This window comes from Alienimonas chondri, assembly GCF_013036045.1.
GTDB classification, from domain to species: domain Bacteria; phylum Planctomycetota; class Planctomycetia; order Planctomycetales; family Planctomycetaceae; genus Alienimonas; species Alienimonas chondri.
The window spans coordinates 1-21,155 of the sequence record NZ_WTPX01000086.1; the positions used below are offsets into that span (position 1 = coordinate 1).

Consider the following 21,155-nt stretch of genomic DNA (forward strand, 5'->3'; position numbering starts at 1 on the left):
GAGGGGCTGGGGGTGAGGGGGCTGGAACCGACCGGTCGCCTTTCACGCCGCCAACGTTTTCGGCGAGCGTTCACATGTCTCCTTGGAAACGCCGGCGTGTGAGGGCTCGTTCACCCTCACCCCCGGCCCCTCTCCCTCAAGGGAGAGGGGAGAAGAACGGCCGCTCACCCACGCCGGTCTAGCAACGCCCGCAGGCGGGCACGGTCCGTGGCGTAGGTCCCATAATCCGTCAGCCCGGCGGAGTGCAGCGAGTCGATCACGTTCCCGCTGTTCGTGCCCCAGAGCGCGTCGTTCTCGACCGCCGCCGCCAGCACGGCCCGCTGCGGAGCGGTGAGGTCGACGCCGTCCGCCTCTGGTCCCTTCAACACGTCGCCCAGCACGCGCCGCAGGATCGGGCCGGTGACGTTCTCCGTCGTGTGCTGTCCGTCCCCGGCGATCGCGGCGGCGAAGGTCGGGGCGAGGTCCGGCAGCCGGCGGTCCGGCAGGCGGCAGAGGGCGGCGATCACCGTGAACCGCGGCCACATCTCGAACCACGGGAACCGCAGATCCTCTAACGCGCCGGCGTCGTCCGGCTCCGGCCCGAGATCCCGGCCCTCCTCACTGGCTTGATAGGCGAGCACAGCCCGGCCGATCGGGTGGTGGGCGGTCTCCATCTCGCCGCCGATCCGAAACAGGCGATCCGTCCGCTTCCAGTCGTTCAGCGTATCCCTCAGCACATCGACGACGGCGTCCGACGGGTCCGCGTCGTGCTTGGCGATCGCCAGCGCCGCGGCGACCCGCACCGCTTCGGCGTCGTCCCCGATCAGCGGACGGACCGGTTCGAGAGCGGTCGCGTCCTCGGCCGCCAGTTCCGACAAGCCGAAGACCAGCCCGGCCCGCGCCAAATCGAGCGGTTCGTGCGCCAGTCGCGCCGTCATCCGGTCGACCGCCCGGCGGCGGAGGGCGGCGACATCCTCCGGCTCACCGCTGCACAGCGGGACGAGGGTGAACGGCGCCGCCAGCCGCAGTCGCGGGTCCGGGTGGGCGAGGAGGTCGAGCATCGCGTCGCTTCCCGCCCGCACCGCGTCGAGCGTCGCGGCCGCGTCTCGTCGCACGTCCTCGTCCTGCGCCCCCCATTCGCCGGACAGGTTCGACCGGGCGACGCCCGCGAAATGCCCCAACAATTCGAGGATCTTCCCCCGGCACCGCACAGCCGGGGCGTTCAGCAGGCCGATCAGGAAGGGGACCGCGGGGGCGGTCGCCTCGTAGACATCGCAGAGTTGATGACAGAGACAGTTCGTCAGTTCGTCCGCCGCCCGCACCCAGTCGGCGGGGTCGTCGGAGGCGAGCCGGCGGAGCGCCGCGGGGACGTTCTCCGCCGATCCGTAGGCGTGCGTCAGCGCCGCCCAGTCGACCGCGTCCAGTTCGCTCAGCGGTCGACCGGCGGCGTCCGTCATCTCACCACCCCTTCTTGCCGCGGCGCTGCTTACGCATTTTGCGGCGGTCGCGGCCGCGGACCGGCTCGGTCACCGGGATCGCGAGGCCGGGGTCGGCTGCGGGGTCCATCCGCGTGCGTTCCACCCCCTCCTTGGGAGGACGACGGGCGTCGAGATAGCTCTGCAATAAAATCTGCGCCGCGAGTTTATCGCGGGCGGACTTCGTCGCGTTGCGGCCCGTCACGCCGGCGGCCCGCATGAGATCGTCCGCCGCGGCGCTGGTGCAGCGTTCGTCATGATAAACGACCGGCAATTTTAAAACGCCGCGGATCCATTTGCCAAACGCCCGGGCGCCGCCGCTGCTGCCGCTCTCCTCGCCGCCAAAGTGCAGGGGCAGGCCGACGACCACCGCGACCGGGTCGTATTCGCGCTTCAAGGTTTTGAAGAACGCCGCGTCGGCGCCGGGGTCGGTGCGCACGTAGGTCTCCACCGCGGCGGCGTATTCCTGCCCGGTGTCCGAGGCGGCCACGCCGATCCGCACCTTGCCGTGGTCCAACCCCAACACGCGGCCGTACTTCGGATACTCCGGCGAATCGCCTTCGTAAAACATCGGCGAGCCGGGGGGCTTGTCCCTCCGGACCGGGTTGGAAGCGTCGGCGCTCTCCTCGGGCGAACGCGACTCGCTGCGCTCGCCGGTCCGGGGGGATGAACCCCCCGGCTCGCGGGCGTTTTCGGAACTCTCGTCGCTCATAGATACTCCTCCAGACCTCGCTCTTTCAGTTCGCCGATCAACCGTTTGACGGCGTTTTCATCGCCCCGCTTCGCCACCAAGGTGGCGTCCGCGGTGTGGACGATAATCAGATCCTCCACGCCCAGGGCGCAGATTAAATGTTTGCCCGTGGTATCCCGGACGGTGCAGTCCTTCGACTCCAGCGAGACGAACTTCGCCGCGTCGCTGCTGTGGCCCTGCTCGTCCTCGCCCAGCAGGCGCCGCAACGCCCCCCAACTGCCGACGTCGTCCCAATCGAACGGCGCTTCCAGCACGCAGGCGGCGTCGGTGCGTTCCAGCACCGCGTTGTCGATGCTGACCGAATCGCACTGCGGGAACTGCTCCGCGACGACCTCGTCATAGCGGTCCGAACCGACGACGCCGGCGATCGTCTCCAACCGGGCGCGGGTGTTCGATTCATACTCGGCGAGGGCGTCCAGAATCGCGTCCGCTCGCCAGGTGAAGATGCCGCAGTTCCAATAGAAGTCGCCGGAGGCGATATATTCCTCGGCGGTGGCCGCGTCCGGCTTCTCGCGGAAGGAGGCGACGGAGAACGCCTTCTGTTCCTCGAAACCGCTCAGCGGGGCGCCGCGTTGGATATAGCCGAAGCCCTCCGAGGGGAACGTCGGCGGGACGCCGAACAGCACGAACCGCCCGGGGCCGTCCGCCACGACCTTCGCCGCGGTCGCCGCGGCCTGTTGAAACACCTCCGGCGGGCCGATGACGTGGTCCGCCGGCAGCACGAGCATCGTGGCGTCGGGGTCGGCCTGTTGCAGGTGCACCGCGGCCAGCCCGACGCAGGGCGCCGTGTTGCGGGCGCACGGTTCGACCAGCACGTTGCCCGCGGGCACCTCCGGCAATTGCTTGCGGACTTCCTCCGCCTGCACGGCGTTGGTGACGACCCAGACCCGCTCCGGGGCGATCGTGCCCTCCCCGGCGGTCTCACCCGCGCCGTTCGGGCCGCCGTCGCCGTACAGGCGGTCGACGGTCTGTCGAAGCATGGTCTTCTCCCCGGCGATGGGCAGAAGCTGTTTGGGCAGGGCGGTGCGGGACTGCGGCCAAAACCGAGTCCCGGACCCGCCCGCCATCACGACGGCGTGCAACATACGAAGCAGCGAAGGGGCTGAGGCGACGGACGGAGGATTCGCCGGCCAGTCTACCGACCGACCGGCGACCGACCCAGTCGTCAGCCGAACGCGGCGGGACGACGCGGTTCTCGGGGACCCGCTCGCCCCACTCCTTCGCTCACCTTCCGCTCAACCGATCTCCGTCGGGCAGCCGGCGTTCAGGGGGATCGGCTCGTCCGCGACGACCGCCTCGCCGAACCAGCGACGTTGGAGCCAGAAGGCGACATGGACCAGCCCGATCAGCGCCGGCACCTCCACCAATGGCCCGATGACCGCCGCGAACGCCGCCCCGTGGGCGATGCCGAACACCCCCACCGCCACGGCGATCGCCAATTCAAAATTGTTGCCCGCCGCCGTGAAGCTCACCGCCGCGGTCGTGCGATAGTCCGCCCCCACGGCCCAGCCGGCCCAGAAACTGACGAGGAACATCACGCCGAAATAAATCAGCAGCGGCACGGCGATCACCGCCACGTCCAACGGCTGCTGAAGGATGCGTTCGCCTTGAAATAAGAACATCACCACGATCGTCGCCAGCAACGCCGTCAGCGTGAGCGGGCTGATCTTCGGGAGGAACGTCTCCTCGTACCACGTCTTCCCCTTCGCCCGCAGCAGGACGAACCGCGTCAGCAGGCCGGCGAAGAACGGGATGCCGAGATAGATCGCCACGCTGAGGGCGATGTCGCCGACGCCGACCTCCACGACGCTCCCTTCCAGCCCCAACATCGGCGGCAGCACGGTGACGAACAGCCAGGCGTACAAACTGTAAAAGAGGACTTGAAAGACGCTGTTGAAGGCGACCAGTCCGGCGGCGTATTCGCTGTCCCCGCGGGCCAGATCGTTCCAGACGATCACCATCGCGATGCACCGGGCCAGGCCGATCAGGATCAAGCCGACCATAAACTCCGCATAGCGCGGTTCGTCCCCCAGCAGCGAGGGAGCCGCGTAGCCCAGAAACCCGATCGCGAGGCCGAACATCAACAGCGGACCGACGATCCAGTTCTGCACCAGCGACACGCCCAGCACCCGCCAGTTGCGAAAGACGTCGCCCAGTTCCTCGTATTTCACCTTCGCCAACGGCGGATACATCATCACGATGAGGCCGACGGCGATCGGGATGTTCGTCGTCCCCACGGACAGGCTGCTCACGGCGGCCTCGGCGCCCGGCAGGACGTAGCCCAGCAGCACCCCCGCGGCCATGGCCGCGAAGATCCAGACCGTCAGGTAGCGATCCAAGAAGGAGAGCCGCACGGGGCCGGCGGCGGGCGTCGTTTCGGAAGTCGGCTGAGGAGACGCCGCTATATTTTGAACAGTCATGAAATCGCCTCCGCGGCGATCATGTCGCCTTCGGGTTGTTTGGGGTCGTAAGCCTTCATCGCCGTTTCAATCTCGTCCCGGACGCGACGGAACACGGCCAATTGTTGTTCCTCGGTTCCCTCCGCCTCGGCCGGGTCGTCGAAGGGCAGCAGGTGCCGCGTGACGGCGCCGGGCCAGATCCGCGGGCACGATTCCCCCGCCTGATCGCAGACGATGACGAGGTGACGAACCGGCAGCCGGCCGAGGAAGTCGCGCAACCGCGTCGGCACGGCGGCGCTGAGGTCGATGCCGATCTCGCCCATCACCCGCACCGCGAGCGGATGCACCGCCTCCGCGGGCTTCGTCCCGGCGCTGCGAACGGCGAACCGATCGCCTTGATATTGGCGTAGAAACGCCTCCGCCATCTGACTGCGGCAGGAATTGCCGGTGCAGAGGATCAGAACCATCGGTTTGCCATGCTCGGCGCCGTCGGGTTCGTTCGGTCGGGTCATCTCAGTCTTCTTCAGGGGAGTCGAACGGTCGACAGGCGGACGGGATATCCGGTTTTCCGAATGTGTGTGGGCAAAAAAACGCCTGCCCAAGCGTCGTCAGCCGCAGTCGGAGGGGCGGGAAGCGCAGCCGGCGACGTACCGCAGACGCTCGGCGTCGGCCGTTAATTGGGGGTCGGACTCGACGGCCGCTTCGAGGGTCGCCAGCAAGCGCCGATGCACCGCATCGCCGGGTTCGGTCAATCGATAGTGACACCAGGCGCCGTCCTTGCGGCCGGTCGCCAACCCGGCGTCCCGCAGCAGCGCCAGATGGCGAGACGCGGTGGGTTGGGGCACGCCCAACACCGTCACCAAATCGCAGACGCACACCTCCCCGCTGCCCCCCCGCTCGGACGACCACAGCAACCCCAGCAGCCGCAACCGAATCGGATTCGCGAACGCGCGAAACAGCTCATCCGCCGCGGTGCGGACCGGTAGGGCGGCGGGTGATTCCATCAGGACGGCCTCGGTCATTCGGTTTACCGAATGTAGTGGCGCGTTCGCGGCCCGTCAATCGCAAGCCCGACCCGTGATGACGGCGACTGGCGCGGTGCGGAACTGCTGCCGAAACCGAGTCCCGGACTCACCCGCCATCACGACGGCGTGCAGCATGGGGGACAAACAGGAAGGAGCGACGGAGGGCAAAGGATTCGCCGACCAGTCCACCCACCGACTGGCAGGCGACCCACATGCGCGCCGACTGCTTACCAGCTGCGGATCACCAGTCGGTCAGGCGCGGGGAGTTTCTCAGGCCAATCCGGAAACGGCGTTTTCGGCGGGTTCTTCAATGGCGGAAACCTCCGATCGAGGTCCGCGTCCTTTTCGAACCGCCGCGGTGGCTGCGCCTCGTCCTGATACTCCCAACCAAGCCCGTCCTCCCGAGGGACAAGATGCCAAAACGACTCCGTGATCCAATCGTAAAATCGGTCTGTCGCTGGTTCGAGCTTTGCCGGGTCCATCTCTTTAAGAAGCGAGGTCTTCCCGAATGCTTCCAACAACACGACGAAAGCGAACGCGTCCCGCCAATAGTACGCGCCGACGTTGGAATGACCGAAACCGCGATTGTCGTACAACGATTTCACCTGGATGATTAGGTTGATCCCGCGTCCGCCGTCCAATGTGTGGTGGTAGGGGTTTCCAAGGTAGGCGGCGAACCACAGGTAACGCTTCCTCGCGGCGGGGTCTCGAATGAGACGCTCGGCGAACGCTCTGTAGAATCCGTATTGCATCGCCTCGAACGACCGGTCTGAGATCGGACCGCTCCCGACCAATGGGCGGCTCTGGGGGATCGCCGACAGCACCCAGGCGAGGTCTTTGAATGCGTCCGGTTGTTCAGGGTCTGCGGCAAACAGCTTGACGTACCGTTTAGAGACTTCATATCCCATCTCGCGGGTGAGTTCTTCGCCCCGCTCCACCTTCGTGCCGTCGTCTTTGAACTCGATGCCGGTCACGTCGAGTGCGTAGCCGGCTATTAATTCAACGAGGCTGGACTCCTCTAAATTGAAACCGGCCGGATCGGCGGCGACCTCCGCCCTCGCTTTCGCCAGCGTCGTTTCGAAGCGTCGTTCGACGTACGCATAGATCTCATCGGCCGTTTTCGCTTCCGCCGGTCCGAGAATCTCGTCGGCGCGACCGGAGGCGACGCACCACGTCAGCAACCCGACCGCGGTCGACATGGCGAACTTCATGGATCGGCTTCTTTGAAGGCTATGCGATGATCGTTTGACGAGCCTTTCGGAACCCCTCCTAACCCGTTCCATATAACTGCCCCAGCGGCAGCGGGCCGAGGTTCGTCAGCGGAACCTCCGCCTCTTCGCCCGTATACCGCACCACCTCCCAGCGGTCCGCCTCGTTCGGTTCCGCGGCGCCGCCGCCGGTGCGGCGGTAGTGGTCGATCTGCGGTTCGTCCTGGGCGATCAGCAGATAATCGGTCAGCGTCGGGATCGCCCGGTACTCGGCCAGCTTGGCCCCGCGGTCAACGTGCTCCGTGCTCGGCGAAAGAACCTCCGCGATCGGCAGCGGGTTGAGAACCGTGTCCTGTTCATCGTCCAGCGTGGCCGGCGGGTCGGGGGTGAGCATCACGTCCGGGTAGCGATACCGCCCGGCCGGAACCCGCAGCCGCAGATCCGACCGGAACGTCGTCAGCGGGCGAGCGGCCCGGTCGGCGGCGGGGCGGGCGGCGATCAGCGATCGCAAAGCCTCCTCGACGCGGCGGGAGAGATCGACGTGACGAAGGCTGGCGCCGGTCATGGGGATCCTTCGGGAACTGTCGAACTCAGCCCGCAGCCCTTCGGTCGCGGCCCGTTCGATGCGCAGGTAGTCCGCCTCCGTCATGATCTCCGCGGCCCGCGACGCAGCCGACGGCGGTTCGATGGACGAGGCGAGCGGCGGGGCGGCGGACATGCCCCCAGTGTAGCGACGCCCTGCGGCCCGCGGGAAACCGGCGAACCGGGCAAGAAAGCGGCTTCTCAAACAGTTTGACGAAACGTCCGTTCATCGGTCGTTCTCCCCTTCACCCCCCGCCGTCGGCGCCTATTATTCGGGGCTGCGCCGTCGCTTATCCGCGGCGGGGCGGCGTATCCCATTCATCGTCCGTATTCGCACACCTGAACCTCCTCATGGCCTTCCGCCCCGAACAACTCACCATCAAAGCCCGCGACGCCGTCGCCGACGCCCAGGAGCGCGCCGGGGAGGCGGGGAATCCACAGCTCACGCCGTTGCACCTGCTCAAGTCGCTGCTGGAGGAGACCGGCGGGGTGGTCGAGCCGTTGCTCAAACGGGTCGGCGTGAACCTGTCGCAACTGGCCTCCACCGTCGACGCCGAACTGTCCCGGCTGCCGGCCCGCGCGGGCGGCCGCGGCGGGGAACCGCCGGGGGCCGACACGGCCTTTATGAAAGTCCTCGACGCCGCCCGCAAACGGGCGGACGCCATGAAGGACCAGTTCACCTCCACGGAGCACCTGTTGCTCGGCCTGCTGGACGCCGGCGAGAGCGCCGGCCGACTGCTGGAGATGGCCGGCGCCGACGAGAAAGACCTTCTCGCGGGACTCAAAGAGGTCCGCGGCGGCCAGACCGTCACCACGCAAAACCCGGAGGGCACCTATCAGGCCCTCGAACAATACGGCCAGAACCTCGTGGATCTGGCCCGTCGGGGGAAGATCGACCCGGTCATCGGCCGCGATGCGGAGATCCGCCGCGTGATTCAGGTCCTCTCACGCCGCCGTAAAAACAACCCCTGTTTAATCGGCGAACCCGGCGTCGGCAAAACGGCGATCGCGGAGGGGCTGGCCATGCGGATCGTCGACGGCGACGTGCCGACGAACCTCAAGGAGAAGACGATCGTCGCCCTCGATATGGGGGCGCTGGTCGCCGGGGCGAAGTTCCGCGGGGAATTCGAGGAACGCCTCAAAGCCGTGCTGAAAGAGGTGACCGACAGCGACGGGCAGATCATCCTCTTTATCGACGAGGCGCACCTGCTGTTGGGGGCCGGCAAGTCGGAGGGGGCGATGGACGCCGCCAACCTGCTCAAACCCGCGCTCGCCCGCGGCGATTTGCGGTGCGTCGGGGCGACGACGCTGAACGAGTACCGCAAATATATTGAGAAGGACCCCGCCCTCGAACGCCGCTTCCAGCCGGTGATGGTCGGCGAACCGAGCGTGGAGGATACGCTAAGCATCCTCCGCGGCATCGTGGAGAAATATCAGACCCACCACGGCGTGAAGATCACCGACGCGGCGCTGCGCCAGGCCGCGGCGCTCAGCGATCGCTATATTAATGATCGCTTCCTGCCGGACAAGGCGATCGACCTGATCGACGAGGCCGCGAGCCGGCTGCGGATGGAGATCGACTCCATGCCCGCCGAGTTGGACGAGGCCAACCGCACGCTGGCCCGCATGCGGGTCGAGGCGAAGGTGCTGGAACAGGAGGGGTCTGAAGAAAGCGCCGATCGGCTGGAGGAGATCAACCGCGAGATCGCCGACCGCGAAGAATCGTTCAATGCCCTCAAGGCCCGCTGGGAGGCGGAGAAGGAGACGCTCAGCGGTCTGAAACCCTTGCAGGAAGAGATCGACGCCCTCCGCACCGACCGCGAGCGGGCCTTCACCGTCGCCCGCCAGACGAACGCCAACGAGGACTTTCAAAAGGCGTATGAAGCCGAGGTGAAACTCAAAGCGGCCGAGGAAAAACTCGTCGAACTGGAAACCCGCTTCGCCCAGATCGACCCGGAGGACCGCCTGCTGCGGGAGGAGGTGACCGGTGAGGACGTCGCCAAGGTCGTCAGCGCCTGGACCGGCGTGCCGGTGACCCGCATGCTGCAAACCGAGCGCGACAAGCTGCTCAATATGGAACAGTTGTTGAAGAGCCGAATGGTCGGCCAGGACGAAGCCGTCGCCGCGGTCGCGGATGCGGTCCGTCGCAGCCGCAGCGGGCTGGCCGATCCACACCGACCGGTCGGGTCGTTCTTATTCCTCGGTCCCACCGGCGTCGGCAAGACGGAGTTGTGCAAAGCCCTCGCCCAGTTCCTGTTCGACGACGAACGCGCCCTCACCCGGCTCGATATGTCGGAGTTTATGGAGAAACATAGCGTCGCCCGCATGATCGGCGCCCCCCCGGGCTACGTGGGTTATGAAGAGGGCGGCAAGCTGACCGAAGCCGTCCGCCGCAAGCCGTACAGCGTGATCCTGCTCGACGAGATCGAGAAGGCCCACCCGGACGTGCTGAATATCCTCTTGCAGGTCTTGGACGACGGCCGCCTGACGGACGGGCAGGGGCGGACGGTCGATTTTAATAACTGCGTGATCGTGATGACGTCCAACCTCGGTTCGGACCGCATCCTGGAGATGAGCGACGCGAACGAATTGCCCGCGACGGTGAAGGAGGAGGTCTTGAACGTCCTCCGCCGGGCGCTGCGGCCGGAGTTCTTGAACCGGATCGATTCGGTCGTCGTGTTCAATCCGCTGACCAGAACGGAGATTCGCCAGATCGTCGATCTGCAGTTAAATGATCTGCGCCGCCGGGTCGAAGCGGAGGGGTACGAGTTGGAGGTGTCCGACGACGCGAAGCAATTGCTGGCGAACGAGGGCTACGACCCCGCTTTCGGCGCCCGCCCGCTGCGCCGCGTGATCCAGGACCGCCTCCAAAACGGCCTCGCCCAAGCCCTCCTCGACGGCCGTTACAAGGAAGGCGCCGCCATCACCGTCGACGCCGCCCAAGACGGCTTCGTCTTCGGCGGGGAGACGGAGGAATCGGCAGACTGAACCGTTTGGTAGTGTCGGGAAACTTCCGTACACTAGGGGTTCAACTGATTGCCCGCGCCGCCGATGTCCAAGCTCCGCAAACTCCTGCAAACGGTGCCTGAGCTGGGAATTGCGGCTCCCGGTTTATTGACGGACGGCCCCACGTTGCTCGCCCAACTTGGGGCCAACCCGGGTTGTGCAATACTGTTCTGGGCCGGTTTGGCCGGTTTGGCGAGTGCCGATGTGCTGCACAAAGTGTTCGGCGACGATTTAGACGAAGCGGAGCTTGTCGAGCGTCTGAAAAGGGAGATCAATCCGGACGACGTGTTGGCTTTGCTCGAACGGCTGGTGGACGGACAGGCCGAGAACGATGAACGCTCGACCGCGTTTGAACAGGCCGTCAACCGCATCGCCCGGGACGAACGCATCGACCTGTCGGTGCTCGATCCCGCCGATCCCGGCACGCCGGTGGTCATCCTGTATCGGGCGATTGCGGAGCGGTTCGATCGGTCGGAATCGACCTTAGCGGAACTCGTCGGGCAGTTGCAGGCGGTGCAGGCCGGCGTCGACAAGCTGCTCGACGCCGCCGCCGTCGTCGTCCCCAACCTGCAAGCACTGCTGGACGAGCGGTTCGCCCGCTTGCACGAGCGATTGAATCTTAAAGAGGCAGACCGGCAGGCGGCACTGACGGCCTTGATGGAGGAGGCCCGCGACGCCGCGATCGAGGGATGGATTGCTGCGGATCAAGCGGTGCAGAGAATCGGGCGGTTGAGCGGTCAGGTCGAACGGCAGACCGACCGCATCGGGCAAGCAGTGCGGGAAGGGAACGAGGGACTGAGGGAGGAGATCCAGGCGGTCGGAGCGAAGGTGGGGCAACTGGCCCCCGCCGTCGAAACGCCGCCCGTGGCGCCGCCGCCGACCTTTCCAGCGGTCCTGATCGCCCGGGAACGGGACCTCGCGGATCTGGTCGCGGTGCTCACAGGCGACTCCGCCGTGCGGGCCGTGGTCCTGCACGGGGCATTGGGGTTGGGGAAAAGCGAACTGGCGCGAGCCGTGTTGGCCCACGCCGACTTGGTCAAGCGGTACAAGCGCCGGCGGGCGTTCGTGCGTTGCGACGGTCTGTCGAGCACGGCGGACGCCGCCGCCGCCGCGCTCACCGCGCTGGGGCACCCCCTGACCGGGGGCGACCCGGTGAACCTGTTGCTGGCCCGCACCAACGACGCCCCGGCGGCGATCGTGCTGGACAATCTGGAAGAAGTTTTGGCCCGGGAGGACGCCGACCGGCTGAACGCGTTGATCGAGGGGCTGGGCACGTCCGGGGACGTTTGCGTGATCGCCACCGCCCGCGTCCCGGACCCGCCGCCGGGCGTGCGGTGGGCACTGGCTTGCACCCCGAAAGACCTGGACGGCGAGGATCGCCGGGCGGCGTTCCTCGGCCACGCCGGCGGCCGATTCGCCGACGACCTCGCGTTGGGTCCGCTGTTGGGCCGTATCGGCGGGCGTCCTTTGATCCTGCGACTGCTGGCCCACGCGGCCGTCCGGGCGGGTTCGCTCGATCGATTGGATCGGGCGATGCGTGCCGAGGGCATGAATGCCTTGAACCGTCCCCTCGACGGGTCGGCGGGCGGGCGGTTGGATAGTGTCGCCTCCGCGCTGGCGGTCTCGCTGGAACTGGGCGGGATCACGCCGGATTCGCGGGCTGGCCGCACGTTCACGGCGCTCTGCCATCTGCCCGGCGGCATCGCGGCGGAGCACGAGGAACCCGTACTGGGCGAGGGCGCCGCCGACCTGGCCCGCCTCCGGGGTCTTACGCTGGTCGAGGAGGCGGACGTCGAACTGGCGGACGGCGAGGAGACCGCCCCCGGAGCCAAACGACTCCGCGTCCGCGCTTCCGTCCGAGACGCATGGCTCCGCCGACTCGGCTCGCCCGCTCCGGCAGACGGACTGGAAGTGGTTTATTTGAAACTCGCTATGTCGGCGAGAGCAATTGCTAGAAAGGGGGGAGCCGCGGTCGTAGAACTGCTCAAGCCTGAGATCGCTAATGTGGAGTGGGCGATTCGTCGTAGTTTGGCGCAAGAACAACAGATAGCAGTACTGGCGACGATTGCTTGGGCTGAGTTTGTCCAACTCACCGGTGCCGGCACGCCAGAGCTTTTGGTCGAAGCGGAGCGGGTTGCTGAGAAACGCGGCTTCAAATCTGGGCAAGCTCACTGTGCCTTCTTTCTCGCGGCACTGGCTATTCGGCGGGGCGATCCTACGGCTAAGGAATCGTTGGCACGAGCAGAGCGTCTATACAGCCGGGCCGAAAATCCGGTCGGGCAAGCGAACTGCATCTGCCAGAGGTTTGAAATTGCGGCGAGAAAGGGGAAAGCGGCTGCAGACGACCTGCTAATACAGGCCGAAGAGCTTTACAGAAACGCGGGCGACCTGCTTGGTCAGGCGAACTGTTGGCTGAATCGGGCAAAGTTCGCTATCCAGAAGGATCGCCCTGCGGCGGACGGTATGTTGGCAAGTGCTGAGAAATTGTACGGGCAGGCCTCCGATCCCCTCGGTCAAGCTAATTGCAGCTTTCAGCGAGCAATGCTGGCAATGTTGCGAATGGATTTAAGTGCTAGCGGACTGTTCTCCAAAACGGAGGTGTTGTATGAAAAAGCTGGCGACACATTAGGGCAGGCTAATTGTCTTCGCCAGCAGGCGGTGATCGCGTGGTGGAACGATGGGCATGATGCTGCTGTCGAAATTCTTGCCCAGGCCAACGATTTGTTTCGGATTACGGAAAGCCGCTTAAGTCAGGCTCATTGTATTAGCGATCGCGGCGAGTTAGAAGAGGATCGAGGCGATATGGTGATGGCCCGGGCGTACTTTGTGCGGGCGGCGGAGGCGTATGAGGCACTTGACGACTGGCGCATGGTCGGTTTTATGCATCAGCGGTTGGCCAAACTGGCGGAGAACGACGCGGACCGCGAGCGCCATCTCGCAGATGCCGCCGCGGCGGAGGCCCGTCTCCCGCGGATGCTGGACGCCGACGAGGACTGACGGCTCGAGTGGCCCGTTCATTTTGACGCCCCAACCTTCACCCGCGTCGGTTTGCCTCTGAAGGGATACCGGGGGCGGCGGGGTCGTGAAGGGGGCCGAACAGGGCTTCACGCTTCGTCGAGGCCGGGGGAGAGGAATTGCTCGAGGCGGAACGTCGGCTTCGGGCAGGCGGGTCAGTCGTGTTCCAACACGATCAGGTCGTCCGTCGTTGCCCCAGCCTTGGCCGTCCCAATCGCGGGCGGAACTGGAATGCGTCAGGCAGCCCGCCCGAGGGTGCGCTCGAACAGCGCCTGATAGTCGTGGCCCTGGCGGGCGAGGGCGTATTCAGCCTCGGCGACGCGGCGGCAGTTCTTGCCGAGGCGGGTGCGGAGGGCGTCGTCGGACAGCAGGGCGGCGAGGGCGTCGGCGAAGGCGGGGACGTCGCCGGTCGGCGCCAGCAGGCCGGTCTCGCCGGGGCGGATCATGTCCGGGATGCCGCCCGCCGCGAAGCCGACCGACGGCGTCCCGCAGGCCATCGCCTCCAGCACCGTGTTGGGCAGGTTATCCGCCAGCGAGGGGATCGCAAACAGATCCGCCGCCGCGTAGGCCAGCGCCAGGATCCGATCGTCCGACACCGATCCCAGCGCCACGTGCGGCAGACCGTCCGGCAGTTCCGGGGCGCCGCGGCCCACCGTCACCAAATACAGGTCCGACAGCCCGCGGAGCCGTTCCAGCGCGGATCGGAGATATTCGAACCCCTTGCGGACGTTCCCCACCGAATCGGACAGGAACAGGATCGTCTTCGCGTTCGGCGGAACGCCCAGCACTTCCCGGGCAAAGCTGCGATCGTGGGGACGATACAGGTCCAGATCGAGTCCGTAGGGGATCACCTCCACGGGGAACCGTCCGCACAGGGCGCTGCGGCTCACCTCGGCGCCGAGCCAGCGGCTGGGGGTGACGAACGTCAGTCGGTCGGTCGGGATCCTTCCGAATGCCTCCTGCCGACGCTTCCAGATGCGGCGGGAGAGGTCGTCCTCCGCATCGCCGGCCAGTTGGGGACAGCGCCCGCACTTCGGTTCGCCGCCTGTCGTGTTGCCGTATTCGATCGGCGGTCCGGCAAACCGGCCGCAGGGCGCCATGGCGGGGCCGTCGTAGTGGCAGCCGCCGGTGAACGGTTGCATGTCGTGCAGCGTCCAAACCACCGGCGCCCGGGCCGCGAGGGCCGGCAGGAAGGTCCGATCGTCGAACATCCGGGCGACCCAGTGCAGGTTCACCACGTCCGGCGTCGGGCCTGCGTGTCGCTCGTTCGGGGAGCCGGGCGAGGGGAAGACCGCGTCGAGCAGGTCGGCGCCGTGTTCGCTGAGATCCGTGCCGAAGATTTCGAAGACCGGCGTCTCCGCGAGGGCCGGCCGAGTGCGGAGGAGCGTCCGTCGCCGCAGCTTGCGGCGGACGCGGGTCGGCAGGGACCGCGGCGGCACGAAGGCGCGGACGTCGGGGTCGGCCGAGACCTTGTTCAACGTCAGCATCCGCGACGGGCAACCGACGGCTCGCAGTCCGCGGTGCAACCGCCACGCGGATCGGGCGGCGCCCCCCGCCTGGTCCGACGTGCTGACGAGCAGGGGATTCATGTCCCGGCCCGTTCGCCGGCGCTCACCTCATGAGCGCCGCTCCCGTTCCCGGCGGGCTTCGTGGCCTCCATGAACAGGGAGTCCGGTTTGTAGATCGTGCCGTTCGGTTCGGCGTCGAGGTTCTGATCGCTCCACCCGGCCCAGCGGCTCTCGCGAGCGCCCTGGCGAACGGGGTCGACGAACCCGGCGTCCCGCAGCGTTTGCGCGAGGCTGACGCGGTCGTACATCCATTGATGCACCTCCCCCCGCAGGCGGAACCGACCGATCCGCAGGGCTTCGCGGTCGTCGCGGCTCAACAATTCTTCGCCGAGGCTCGACGACCTGCCCAGCGTCGCCCGCAGCCTGCGACGGACCGCGCCCGCCGCCCGTCGCAACGTCGAGCGTCGCGGCGCCGGGCCCGTGTTCGCCGCCCGGGCGTTCGACGGCTTCGCCGCGGGATCGGAGCGTGCGTCGAGCACCGGGGCGACCTGCAGCCCGCAGCGGTCGCGGATGAACCGTTCGTTGGCGATCTCCGGGGAGCGCAGCAGTTCGCCCATCCGTCCGCCGGGCTTCTCCCGCGTGGTCTGGTCGTACAGCTCCAGCATCATCCAGTGGCGATCCCGCTCCGCGGCCAGACGCTCTTCGGGCCGCCCCTCGCGTACGGCGGCGTCGATCTGATCCAGCGCGGCGAGATATCCGCGGACGATGCCCTCCAGATCCGGCACGACGACCCGCAGAATTCCGCCGGGCCGCAGCACGCGGCGGCATTCATGTAAGAAGGGCGGCACGTCTGCGGGACGGAAATGCTCCAGCACGTGCGAGTGATAGACGAAGTCGTACGACTCGTCCGCGAACGGCAACGGATCGCGGAGATCGTGCGCCAGCACGCCGGGGGCGGCGATGACGTCCACGTTCGTCCAATCCTCCCGCAACCGGTTCCCGCAACCGAGATTGAGACGCCGATCGTACGACGCGCCCGCATCCGGCGAGGACGGAGCCGGCGCCGACGGGGCCGGCGAGGAGGGTTCGTGTTCGTTCATCCCTGCTTGACCGCCATGCGGCCGGTGTAGTCGACCCGTTGCAAAAACAGTCGTACGCCGTGCTGCTGGAGATACTCGTCGACGGCTCGCCGGGCGCCTTCCCAGTGGCCGTAGTCGTCCAGAATCAGCACGCCGCCGGGGGCGAGACGGGGGAACAGGTGCTCCATTTCATGGGCGGTCGATTCGTACCAGTCGGTGTCCAACCGCAGTAGAGAGATCGATTCGGGGGCGGCGTCCGGGATGGTGTCCTCGACCTTGCCCCGGACGATGTGCAACCGCTCCGCGGGATAGCCGACGGTCGCGACGTTGCGTTCGACATCTTCCTGCGAGCAGTACGCCCAGTTCGCGGAGCCGGCCTTGTCGTCCTTCTCCGCTTCGAGCAACTCCGCGGCGGTGCGGCCGGCGGGGTCGCGGTCGGCGTCGGTCGGGGCGGACATGCCCTCGAAGGTGTCGAACAGGTGCACGTCGCGGGGCGTTTCGCCCGGGGCGTTCAAGCCGCGATTCTTGAGGACGTGCAGCATCGCCATCACGCTGCCCCCGCGCCAGACGCCGCATTCGACGAAGTCCCCGGGGATGTTCTGAGACTGCACGTATTCGACGGCGTCGCACAGCGCCGTCACCCGTTGGGGGCTGGTCATCGTGTAGTCGCGGACCGCCTCGACGATCTCCTTATGCGGAGGCTCCAAATGCGGCGGACTCGGCGGCCTCGCGGGCGCCGCGGGCTGGGGGCGTCCTGAGACACGGTCGAGCAAGCGGCGGCCGAGCGAACGTTGGGGAGCGGGCACGGCAGACGACTTCGGGGCGGGGCATCTTTAGCAGGCGTCACTCTAGAAGCGATGCGACCGGGCGATCAATCGACGAACCCGTCCGGCGCTACGCAGAGGGCCCGCAGCGTCCCGGACGCTTCGAGCATGCGGGACGCTCGATGGACTCCCGGACGGCCTGTTCGGCGAATCGGGGCGTCGGTACGCTCGACGGGCGAGGGGGTTCCTGGATTCCAAAGATCGTCCATCGGCCGAGGGTTATGAAACGGGCGCTGGTCACCGGGGTCACGGGGCAGGACGGGTCGTATCTAACCGAATCGCTGCTGGCGGACGGCTACGCCGTCCACGGCCTGACCCGCGATCCCGCGGGAGCCAAGGCGTCTGCCTTGCAGGGGCTGCCGGGCGTGCGACCGCACGTCGACCGACTCACCCTGCACGCCGCGGACGCCACCGACGGCGCCGCCGTCGCGCGATTGGTGGCGGAGGTCGCCCCGGATCAGATCTATAATCTCGCCGCCCAGAGCCACATCGGCGAGTCCTTCAAAAGCCCCGCCGGCACCGTCGCGGCGAATGCGCTGGCGGTCGCGAACCTGTTGGAGGCGGCGCGGGCGCTGACTGATCGGCAGGAGGTGCGATTTTATCAGGCGTCCTCCTCCGAATTGTTCGGCTCCCCGGAGACCGCCCCGCAGAACGAACGCACGCCGCTCTCGCCGCAGAACCCGTACGCCTCCGCGAAGACCTGCGCGTTCCATCTGGTCCGCAACTACCGCGACGGCTACGGGCTGTTCGCCTGCAACGGCATTCTGTTCAACCACGAAAGCCCCCGCCGCCCGCCGAACTACGTCACGCGGAAGATCACGCTGGCCGCGGCCCGCATCGCGGCGGGATTGCAGGACTCCGTCACGCTGGGCTGGCTGGGGGCGACCCGCGACTGGGGGTTCGCCAAGGAGTACGTCGAGGCGATGCGGTTGATGCTGGACGCCGAGACCCCGGACGATTTCGTCATCGCCACCGGGGTGACGCACACGATCGAAGATCTCCTCGCCGCCGCGTTCGAGCGCGTCGGTCTGGATTGGCGGGCGCATGTGAAGACCGACCCGGCGTTCGAGCGGCCGACGGAGGTGAAGAACCTCCGCGGCGATCCGTCCAAGGTGGAACGCGTGCTTGGCTGGCGGGCGGAAACGACCTTCGAGCAACTCGTCGGGCTGATGGTCGACGCCGACGTCAAACGCGTCGCCGCGGAGCGGTCCGCGGACTGAACGGTTCCTAGCCGCGGGCGATCGAATCCGCGGGCTACCGGCCTCGACGGCGGGACGCTTTCGCTTTGCGGGACGATTTGGGGGGCTTCCGGGACGCGGGGGCTCGTCGTTCGCCGAACGGCTGAAAGGAGGGCGGTTGGACGGGGCCGATCAGATCGGCGGCGGACGCGGCGTCGTCCGGTCCGCCGACGGGCTTGAGGCGCCAGTCGCGTCGAACGGCGATCAAGCGGAGCGTCACCACCACGGCGACGGCGAACGGCTGCACCGCTTGCGGACTCGCCCCGACCCACACCGGGATGAGATAGCACCAGGCGCCGGCGAACGCGCAGCTGGCGTACAGAGGGGTGGTCGAACTGAACAGACTGGGGACGCGGTTGCAGATCACCTCGCCGATCACCCCGCCGAAGGTGCCCGTCACCACGCCCATCAGCGAACTGACCAGCGGCCCGGCGCCTTCCCGCTGGGCGATCACCACGCCGGTGATCGCGAACAGGCCCAGCCCCAGCGCATCCGGCAGCATCAGCCAGCCCTCCAGCCGCGCCACCCGCTCCGGGGCGAGCACGCTGAGGGCCGTGATGCCCGCCACCACCGCGACGTACTGTTCGCGTTCGATCCAGAACAGCGGGTGCCGGTCCAACAACAGGTCGCGCAGCGTGCCGCCGCCGAACGAGACGATGATCGCCATCGCCAGCGTGCCGACCGGGTCCATCCCATGCCGCCGCGCCAGTCCCACCGCGTAGATCGCCGCGGCGATGACCGCGGCGTACTCGATGATCTGAACCAACGGGGGCGACCGGAACCGGGGCGGCGGGGCGGGGACAAACCGCGGACCGTCGCGGCGCCGCCCGGGTTCGGCAAGGCTCGGGTTCGACCAGTTCGGGCGGAAGGGACTGAGCGAATCGGCACTGACTCCTTAGGCGTAACGTCCCGGACGCTTCAAGCGTCCGGGACGCTCGACGGACTCACGAACTGACCTCATGGGGGAGCCTCCCCCGCTGGACCCGTCGGCGGTCCCGGCGGATAGTAAACCGTCCCGCTTGCCGTGCCGTCCGTGACGTTTTTCGAAAGATCGCCGTGCCGTTCGACCCCGTGCCGACCGCCTTCGGGCTGTGCCTCGTGGTCGGCGGAACGGTCGCCGCCGTCGGTTACCGCCGGGGGCGGGCGGCGCTTGAGCAGGGGGACGCCGACGGGTCGCTGGAAGAGTGGGAGTTGAACTTCCACCGCGCCAAACTCGGCCGGCGTCGCAAGGTGGCGGGGCTGCTGCTCTTTCTGGGCGTGGCGATTCCCGTCGGCGACGCGGCGATCCTCGCGGTCGGCGCCGGTGCCCGACACTGGTTCCTCGCCTACCTGGGCGTGCTGTTGGCCGCGGTGAACGGGCTGATTCTGCTGGCAGTCCTCGACTGGTGGGCCACCGTGAGCCACACCCGCGACCGCATCGCCGACGTTCGCGCCAAGCGAACCGCGTTGGAGTACGAACTGCGTCGCCTCAAGGAAGAGATCGCACGCCCCGTGGAGCCGGTCGACCCGGAGCCGAACCCGCCCGGCCGCCTGCCGCGGAACCGGTTGCGGGACTACTCGTTCGACGACTGACCGCCCCGCGAGCCGATCGACCGCCCCGCGAGCCGGGGGGTTTATCCCCCCGGACCGGTGAGCGCAGCGAACCGCACGCGAGTCTCGAACGAACCCGTATCCGGTCCGGGGGGACAAGCCCCCCGGCTCGCCGGCGTCATTCGGCGTCAGCGGGGGGCGCCTCGGCCGCGGCGTCGTTCGCCTCGGCTTCTTCGTCGGCTTGTCGCTCGGCTTCCTTCATCGCTTCCCACGCCTTCAGGAAGTTCTGCTGTGCGGGGGACAGGACGCCCATCACCTCCGCTTCCTGCTTGGCTTCCAACGCGGCGATCTGGTCGCGGAGCGCTTCGATCTGCGCGTGATACTTCGCCTGCACGGCGTAGACCCGCTCTTTCTGAGCGTCCGACATCCGCACCACGCCCAGCCCCGGCGGCAGCCGGCGGGGGTACACGTCGATGCCTTCGCGGACCCCCTCGGTGGTGGGTTCAAACCCGGCGGGTTGGGAATCGGCAGCGGTCGCCACGGACTCGCCGTCTTGGCTGACGCCGTTTGAATCCAACGCGGACAAGCTCAGCACGCCGAAGGCGCACAACGCAGCGGGGAGCAGGGGACGCATCGACATCGGGAGCCTCAGGCGCAAAAAGAACGGGACGCCCTGCGTTTTGGCGGAGTCGTCCCGGACCTTCAACCATTCGCCCCGCATGGCCGGGCCGCCCTCGCGACCCGGTCGATTCACGGCGTTATAACCCGACCGGCTACTTGGTCTTCAGGTAGCCGTTCGCTTCGAGGTAATCCACGACCTCGGCGGCGAGCGTATCGACGTCTTTGCCGTCGCTGTCGAGGGTCAGCTCGGCGTTGGCCGGTTCCTCGTAGGGGGCGTCGATCCCGGTGAAGCCCTTGATCTCGCCGGCGCGGGCCTTCTTATACAACCCCTTCGGGTCGCGGGCTTCGCAGGTCTCCAGGCTGGCCTTCACATAGACTTCGATGAAGTCGCCTTCCCCGAACAGCGCCCGGACCTGATCGCGGTCCTCGCGGTAGGGGCTGATGAAGGCGGTCATCGTGAGCAGGCCGGCGTCGGCGAACAGCTTGCCGACTTCGCCGATGCGGCGGATGTTCTCCGTGCGATCCTCGGGGCTGAAGCCGAGGTTCTTGTTCAGCCCCATGCGGATGTTGTCCCCGTCGAGGACGTAGGTGTGGAACCCCTTCTGATGCAGCAGGTGGTCCACGACGTTCGCGACGGTGCTCTTGCCGGCGCCGGACAGGCCGGTGAACCACAGCAGGGCGGACTTATGGCCCATGAGTTCGGCTCGATCGCTCGCGGAAACGCGGGATTCGTGCCAGGTGACGTTGGTGGCTTTCTGCTCGGCCATCTTAAGAATTGAAGAGGTTGCGGCGCGGGACCGGCGCGGCGGCCGGTGTGAAGGGAGATCGTAGGGAATCGCAACCCGTTTCGTAACGCTGAGGGAGAGGTCGTCCGTGTCTCCCCTCTCCCTCTTTTTGGGGGAGAGGGGCTGGGGG

18 protein-coding genes are annotated in these 21,155 nt (G+C 67.3%); 4 read left to right on the forward strand and 14 right to left on the reverse strand.

Translation table 11 applies throughout. The annotated features are described in order from the left end of the window. Window positions 1-164 precede the first annotated feature (164 nt). The 8 genes from LzC2_RS13250 to LzC2_RS13285 form a co-directional block, all read right to left on the reverse strand. A complete protein-coding gene (locus LzC2_RS13250) occupies window positions 165-1,436 on the reverse strand; it encodes a hypothetical protein (protein ID WP_171187729.1) in 1,272 nt (423 codons plus the stop codon). A gap of 1 nt (window position 1,437) precedes the next feature. Further along, complete coding sequence (gene ruvX / locus LzC2_RS13255) at window positions 1,438-2,025, reverse strand: Holliday junction resolvase RuvX (protein ID WP_171187731.1); 588 nt, start codon at window positions 2,023-2,025, stop codon at window positions 1,438-1,440. Window positions 2,026-2,162: 137 nt separating this feature from the next. Then, window positions 2,163-3,290 (reverse strand): mannose-1-phosphate guanylyltransferase, encoded by a 1,128-nt coding sequence (locus LzC2_RS13260; protein WP_171187733.1) that lies wholly within the window; start codon window positions 3,288-3,290, stop codon window positions 2,163-2,165. 150 nt (window positions 3,291-3,440) lie between these two features. Beyond that, entirely contained in the window at window positions 3,441-4,559 is a 1,119-nt protein-coding gene (gene arsB, locus LzC2_RS13265; protein WP_315854663.1) for an ACR3 family arsenite efflux transporter, read from the reverse strand. Window positions 4,560-4,621: 62 nt separating this feature from the next. After that, complete coding sequence (locus LzC2_RS13270; RefSeq protein ID WP_171187737.1) at window positions 4,622-5,116, reverse strand: arsenate reductase ArsC; 495 nt, start codon at window positions 5,114-5,116, stop codon at window positions 4,622-4,624. A gap of 96 nt (window positions 5,117-5,212) precedes the next feature. Further along, window positions 5,213-5,626, reverse strand: coding sequence for an ArsR/SmtB family transcription factor (locus LzC2_RS13275; protein WP_246254993.1), 414 nt, complete (start codon window positions 5,624-5,626; stop codon window positions 5,213-5,215). Window positions 5,627-5,856: 230 nt separating this feature from the next. Then, window positions 5,857-6,840 (reverse strand): hypothetical protein, encoded by a 984-nt coding sequence (locus LzC2_RS13280; protein ID WP_171187739.1) that lies wholly within the window; start codon window positions 6,838-6,840, stop codon window positions 5,857-5,859. A 58-nt stretch (window positions 6,841-6,898) separates the two neighbouring features. Then, entirely contained in the window at window positions 6,899-7,555 is a 657-nt protein-coding gene (locus LzC2_RS13285) for a Uma2 family endonuclease (protein WP_171187741.1), read from the reverse strand. Between the two features lie 215 nt (window positions 7,556-7,770). On the opposite strand from LzC2_RS13285, the gene clpB reads away from it, so the two are divergent. Continuing rightward, window positions 7,771-10,407: an ATP-dependent chaperone ClpB gene (clpB, locus tag LzC2_RS13290; protein ID WP_171187743.1), complete on the forward strand. Its 2,637-nt coding sequence runs from the start codon at window positions 7,771-7,773 to the stop codon at window positions 10,405-10,407. Between the two features lie 63 nt (window positions 10,408-10,470). Next, the gene (locus LzC2_RS13295) at window positions 10,471-13,422 is read left to right on the forward strand and encodes a coiled-coil domain-containing protein (protein WP_171187745.1); all 2,952 of its coding nucleotides are present in this window, start codon (window positions 10,471-10,473) and stop codon (window positions 13,420-13,422) included. A 254-nt stretch (window positions 13,423-13,676) separates the two neighbouring features. Here LzC2_RS13295 and LzC2_RS13300 read toward each other — a convergent pair whose 3' ends face one another. The 3 genes from LzC2_RS13300 to LzC2_RS13310 are packed head-to-tail and all read right to left on the reverse strand — an operon-like array spanning window position 13,677 to window position 16,734. Continuing rightward, complete coding sequence (locus LzC2_RS13300) at window positions 13,677-15,029, reverse strand: glycosyltransferase (protein WP_171187747.1); 1,353 nt, start codon at window positions 15,027-15,029, stop codon at window positions 13,677-13,679. Next, window positions 15,026-16,048: a class I SAM-dependent methyltransferase gene (locus LzC2_RS13305; protein ID WP_171187748.1), complete on the reverse strand. Its 1,023-nt coding sequence runs from the start codon at window positions 16,046-16,048 to the stop codon at window positions 15,026-15,028. Before LzC2_RS13305 ends, LzC2_RS13300 begins: the two co-directional genes overlap by 4 nt. Beyond that, on the reverse strand, window positions 16,045-16,734 hold the full coding sequence (locus LzC2_RS13310; RefSeq protein ID WP_206678710.1) for a TylF/MycF/NovP-related O-methyltransferase: 690 nt from the start codon (window positions 16,732-16,734) through the stop codon (window positions 16,045-16,047). Before LzC2_RS13310 ends, LzC2_RS13305 begins: the two co-directional genes overlap by 4 nt. A gap of 338 nt (window positions 16,735-17,072) precedes the next feature. On the opposite strand from LzC2_RS13310, the gene LzC2_RS13315 reads away from it, so the two are divergent. Next, window positions 17,073-18,071, forward strand: a complete 999-nt coding sequence (locus LzC2_RS13315) for a GDP-mannose 4,6-dehydratase (protein ID WP_171187752.1) — start codon at window positions 17,073-17,075, stop codon at window positions 18,069-18,071. A 34-nt stretch (window positions 18,072-18,105) separates the two neighbouring features. On the opposite strand, the gene LzC2_RS13320 is transcribed toward LzC2_RS13315, so the two are convergent. Then, on the reverse strand, window positions 18,106-18,855 hold the full coding sequence (locus tag LzC2_RS13320) for a trimeric intracellular cation channel family protein (protein ID WP_171187754.1): 750 nt from the start codon (window positions 18,853-18,855) through the stop codon (window positions 18,106-18,108). 290 nt (window positions 18,856-19,145) lie between these two features. On the opposite strand from LzC2_RS13320, the gene LzC2_RS13325 reads away from it, so the two are divergent. Then, complete coding sequence (locus LzC2_RS13325) at window positions 19,146-19,661, forward strand: hypothetical protein (protein ID WP_171187756.1); 516 nt, start codon at window positions 19,146-19,148, stop codon at window positions 19,659-19,661. Window positions 19,662-19,797: 136 nt separating this feature from the next. Here LzC2_RS13325 and LzC2_RS13330 read toward each other — a convergent pair whose 3' ends face one another. Both LzC2_RS13330 and cysC read right to left on the reverse strand, forming a co-directional pair. Then, on the reverse strand, window positions 19,798-20,253 hold the full coding sequence (locus tag LzC2_RS13330) for a hypothetical protein (protein ID WP_171187758.1): 456 nt from the start codon (window positions 20,251-20,253) through the stop codon (window positions 19,798-19,800). A gap of 139 nt (window positions 20,254-20,392) precedes the next feature. After that, window positions 20,393-21,007, reverse strand: coding sequence for an adenylyl-sulfate kinase (cysC, locus tag LzC2_RS13335; RefSeq protein WP_171187760.1), 615 nt, complete (start codon window positions 21,005-21,007; stop codon window positions 20,393-20,395). Window positions 21,008-21,155: the final 148 nt, after the last annotated feature.

Excerpts from the sequence above, each read along its gene's own strand:
- LzC2_RS13270 (WP_171187737.1), bottom strand. The coding sequence starts at position 5,116 with ATGACCCGACCGAACGAACCCGACGGCGCCGAGCATGGCAAACCGATG.
- clpB (WP_171187743.1), top strand. The coding sequence starts at position 7,771 with ATGGCCTTCCGCCCCGAACAACTCACCATCAAAGCCCGCGACGCCGTC.
- cysC (WP_171187760.1), bottom strand. The coding sequence starts at position 21,007 with ATGGCCGAGCAGAAAGCCACCAACGTCACCTGGCACGAATCCCGCGTT.
- LzC2_RS13315 (WP_171187752.1), top strand. The coding sequence starts at position 17,073 with ATGAAACGGGCGCTGGTCACCGGGGTCACGGGGCAGGACGGGTCGTAT.
- LzC2_RS13285 (WP_171187741.1), bottom strand. The coding sequence starts at position 7,555 with ATGTCCGCCGCCCCGCCGCTCGCCTCGTCCATCGAACCGCCGTCGGCT.
- LzC2_RS13295 (WP_171187745.1), top strand. The coding sequence starts at position 10,471 with ATGTCCAAGCTCCGCAAACTCCTGCAAACGGTGCCTGAGCTGGGAATT.
- LzC2_RS13330 (WP_171187758.1), bottom strand. The coding sequence starts at position 20,253 with ATGCGTCCCCTGCTCCCCGCTGCGTTGTGCGCCTTCGGCGTGCTGAGC.
- LzC2_RS13280 (WP_171187739.1), bottom strand. The coding sequence starts at position 6,840 with ATGAAGTTCGCCATGTCGACCGCGGTCGGGTTGCTGACGTGGTGCGTC.
- LzC2_RS13250 (WP_171187729.1), bottom strand. The coding sequence starts at position 1,436 with ATGACGGACGCCGCCGGTCGACCGCTGAGCGAACTGGACGCGGTCGAC.
- LzC2_RS13260 (WP_171187733.1), bottom strand. The coding sequence starts at position 3,290 with ATGTTGCACGCCGTCGTGATGGCGGGCGGGTCCGGGACTCGGTTTTGG.
- LzC2_RS13300 (WP_171187747.1), bottom strand. The coding sequence starts at position 15,029 with ATGAATCCCCTGCTCGTCAGCACGTCGGACCAGGCGGGGGGCGCCGCC.
- ruvX (WP_171187731.1), bottom strand. The coding sequence starts at position 2,025 with ATGTTTTACGAAGGCGATTCGCCGGAGTATCCGAAGTACGGCCGCGTG.
- LzC2_RS13305 (WP_171187748.1), bottom strand. The coding sequence starts at position 16,048 with ATGAACGAACACGAACCCTCCTCGCCGGCCCCGTCGGCGCCGGCTCCG.
- LzC2_RS13275 (WP_246254993.1), bottom strand. The coding sequence starts at position 5,626 with ATGACCGAGGCCGTCCTGATGGAATCACCCGCCGCCCTACCGGTCCGC.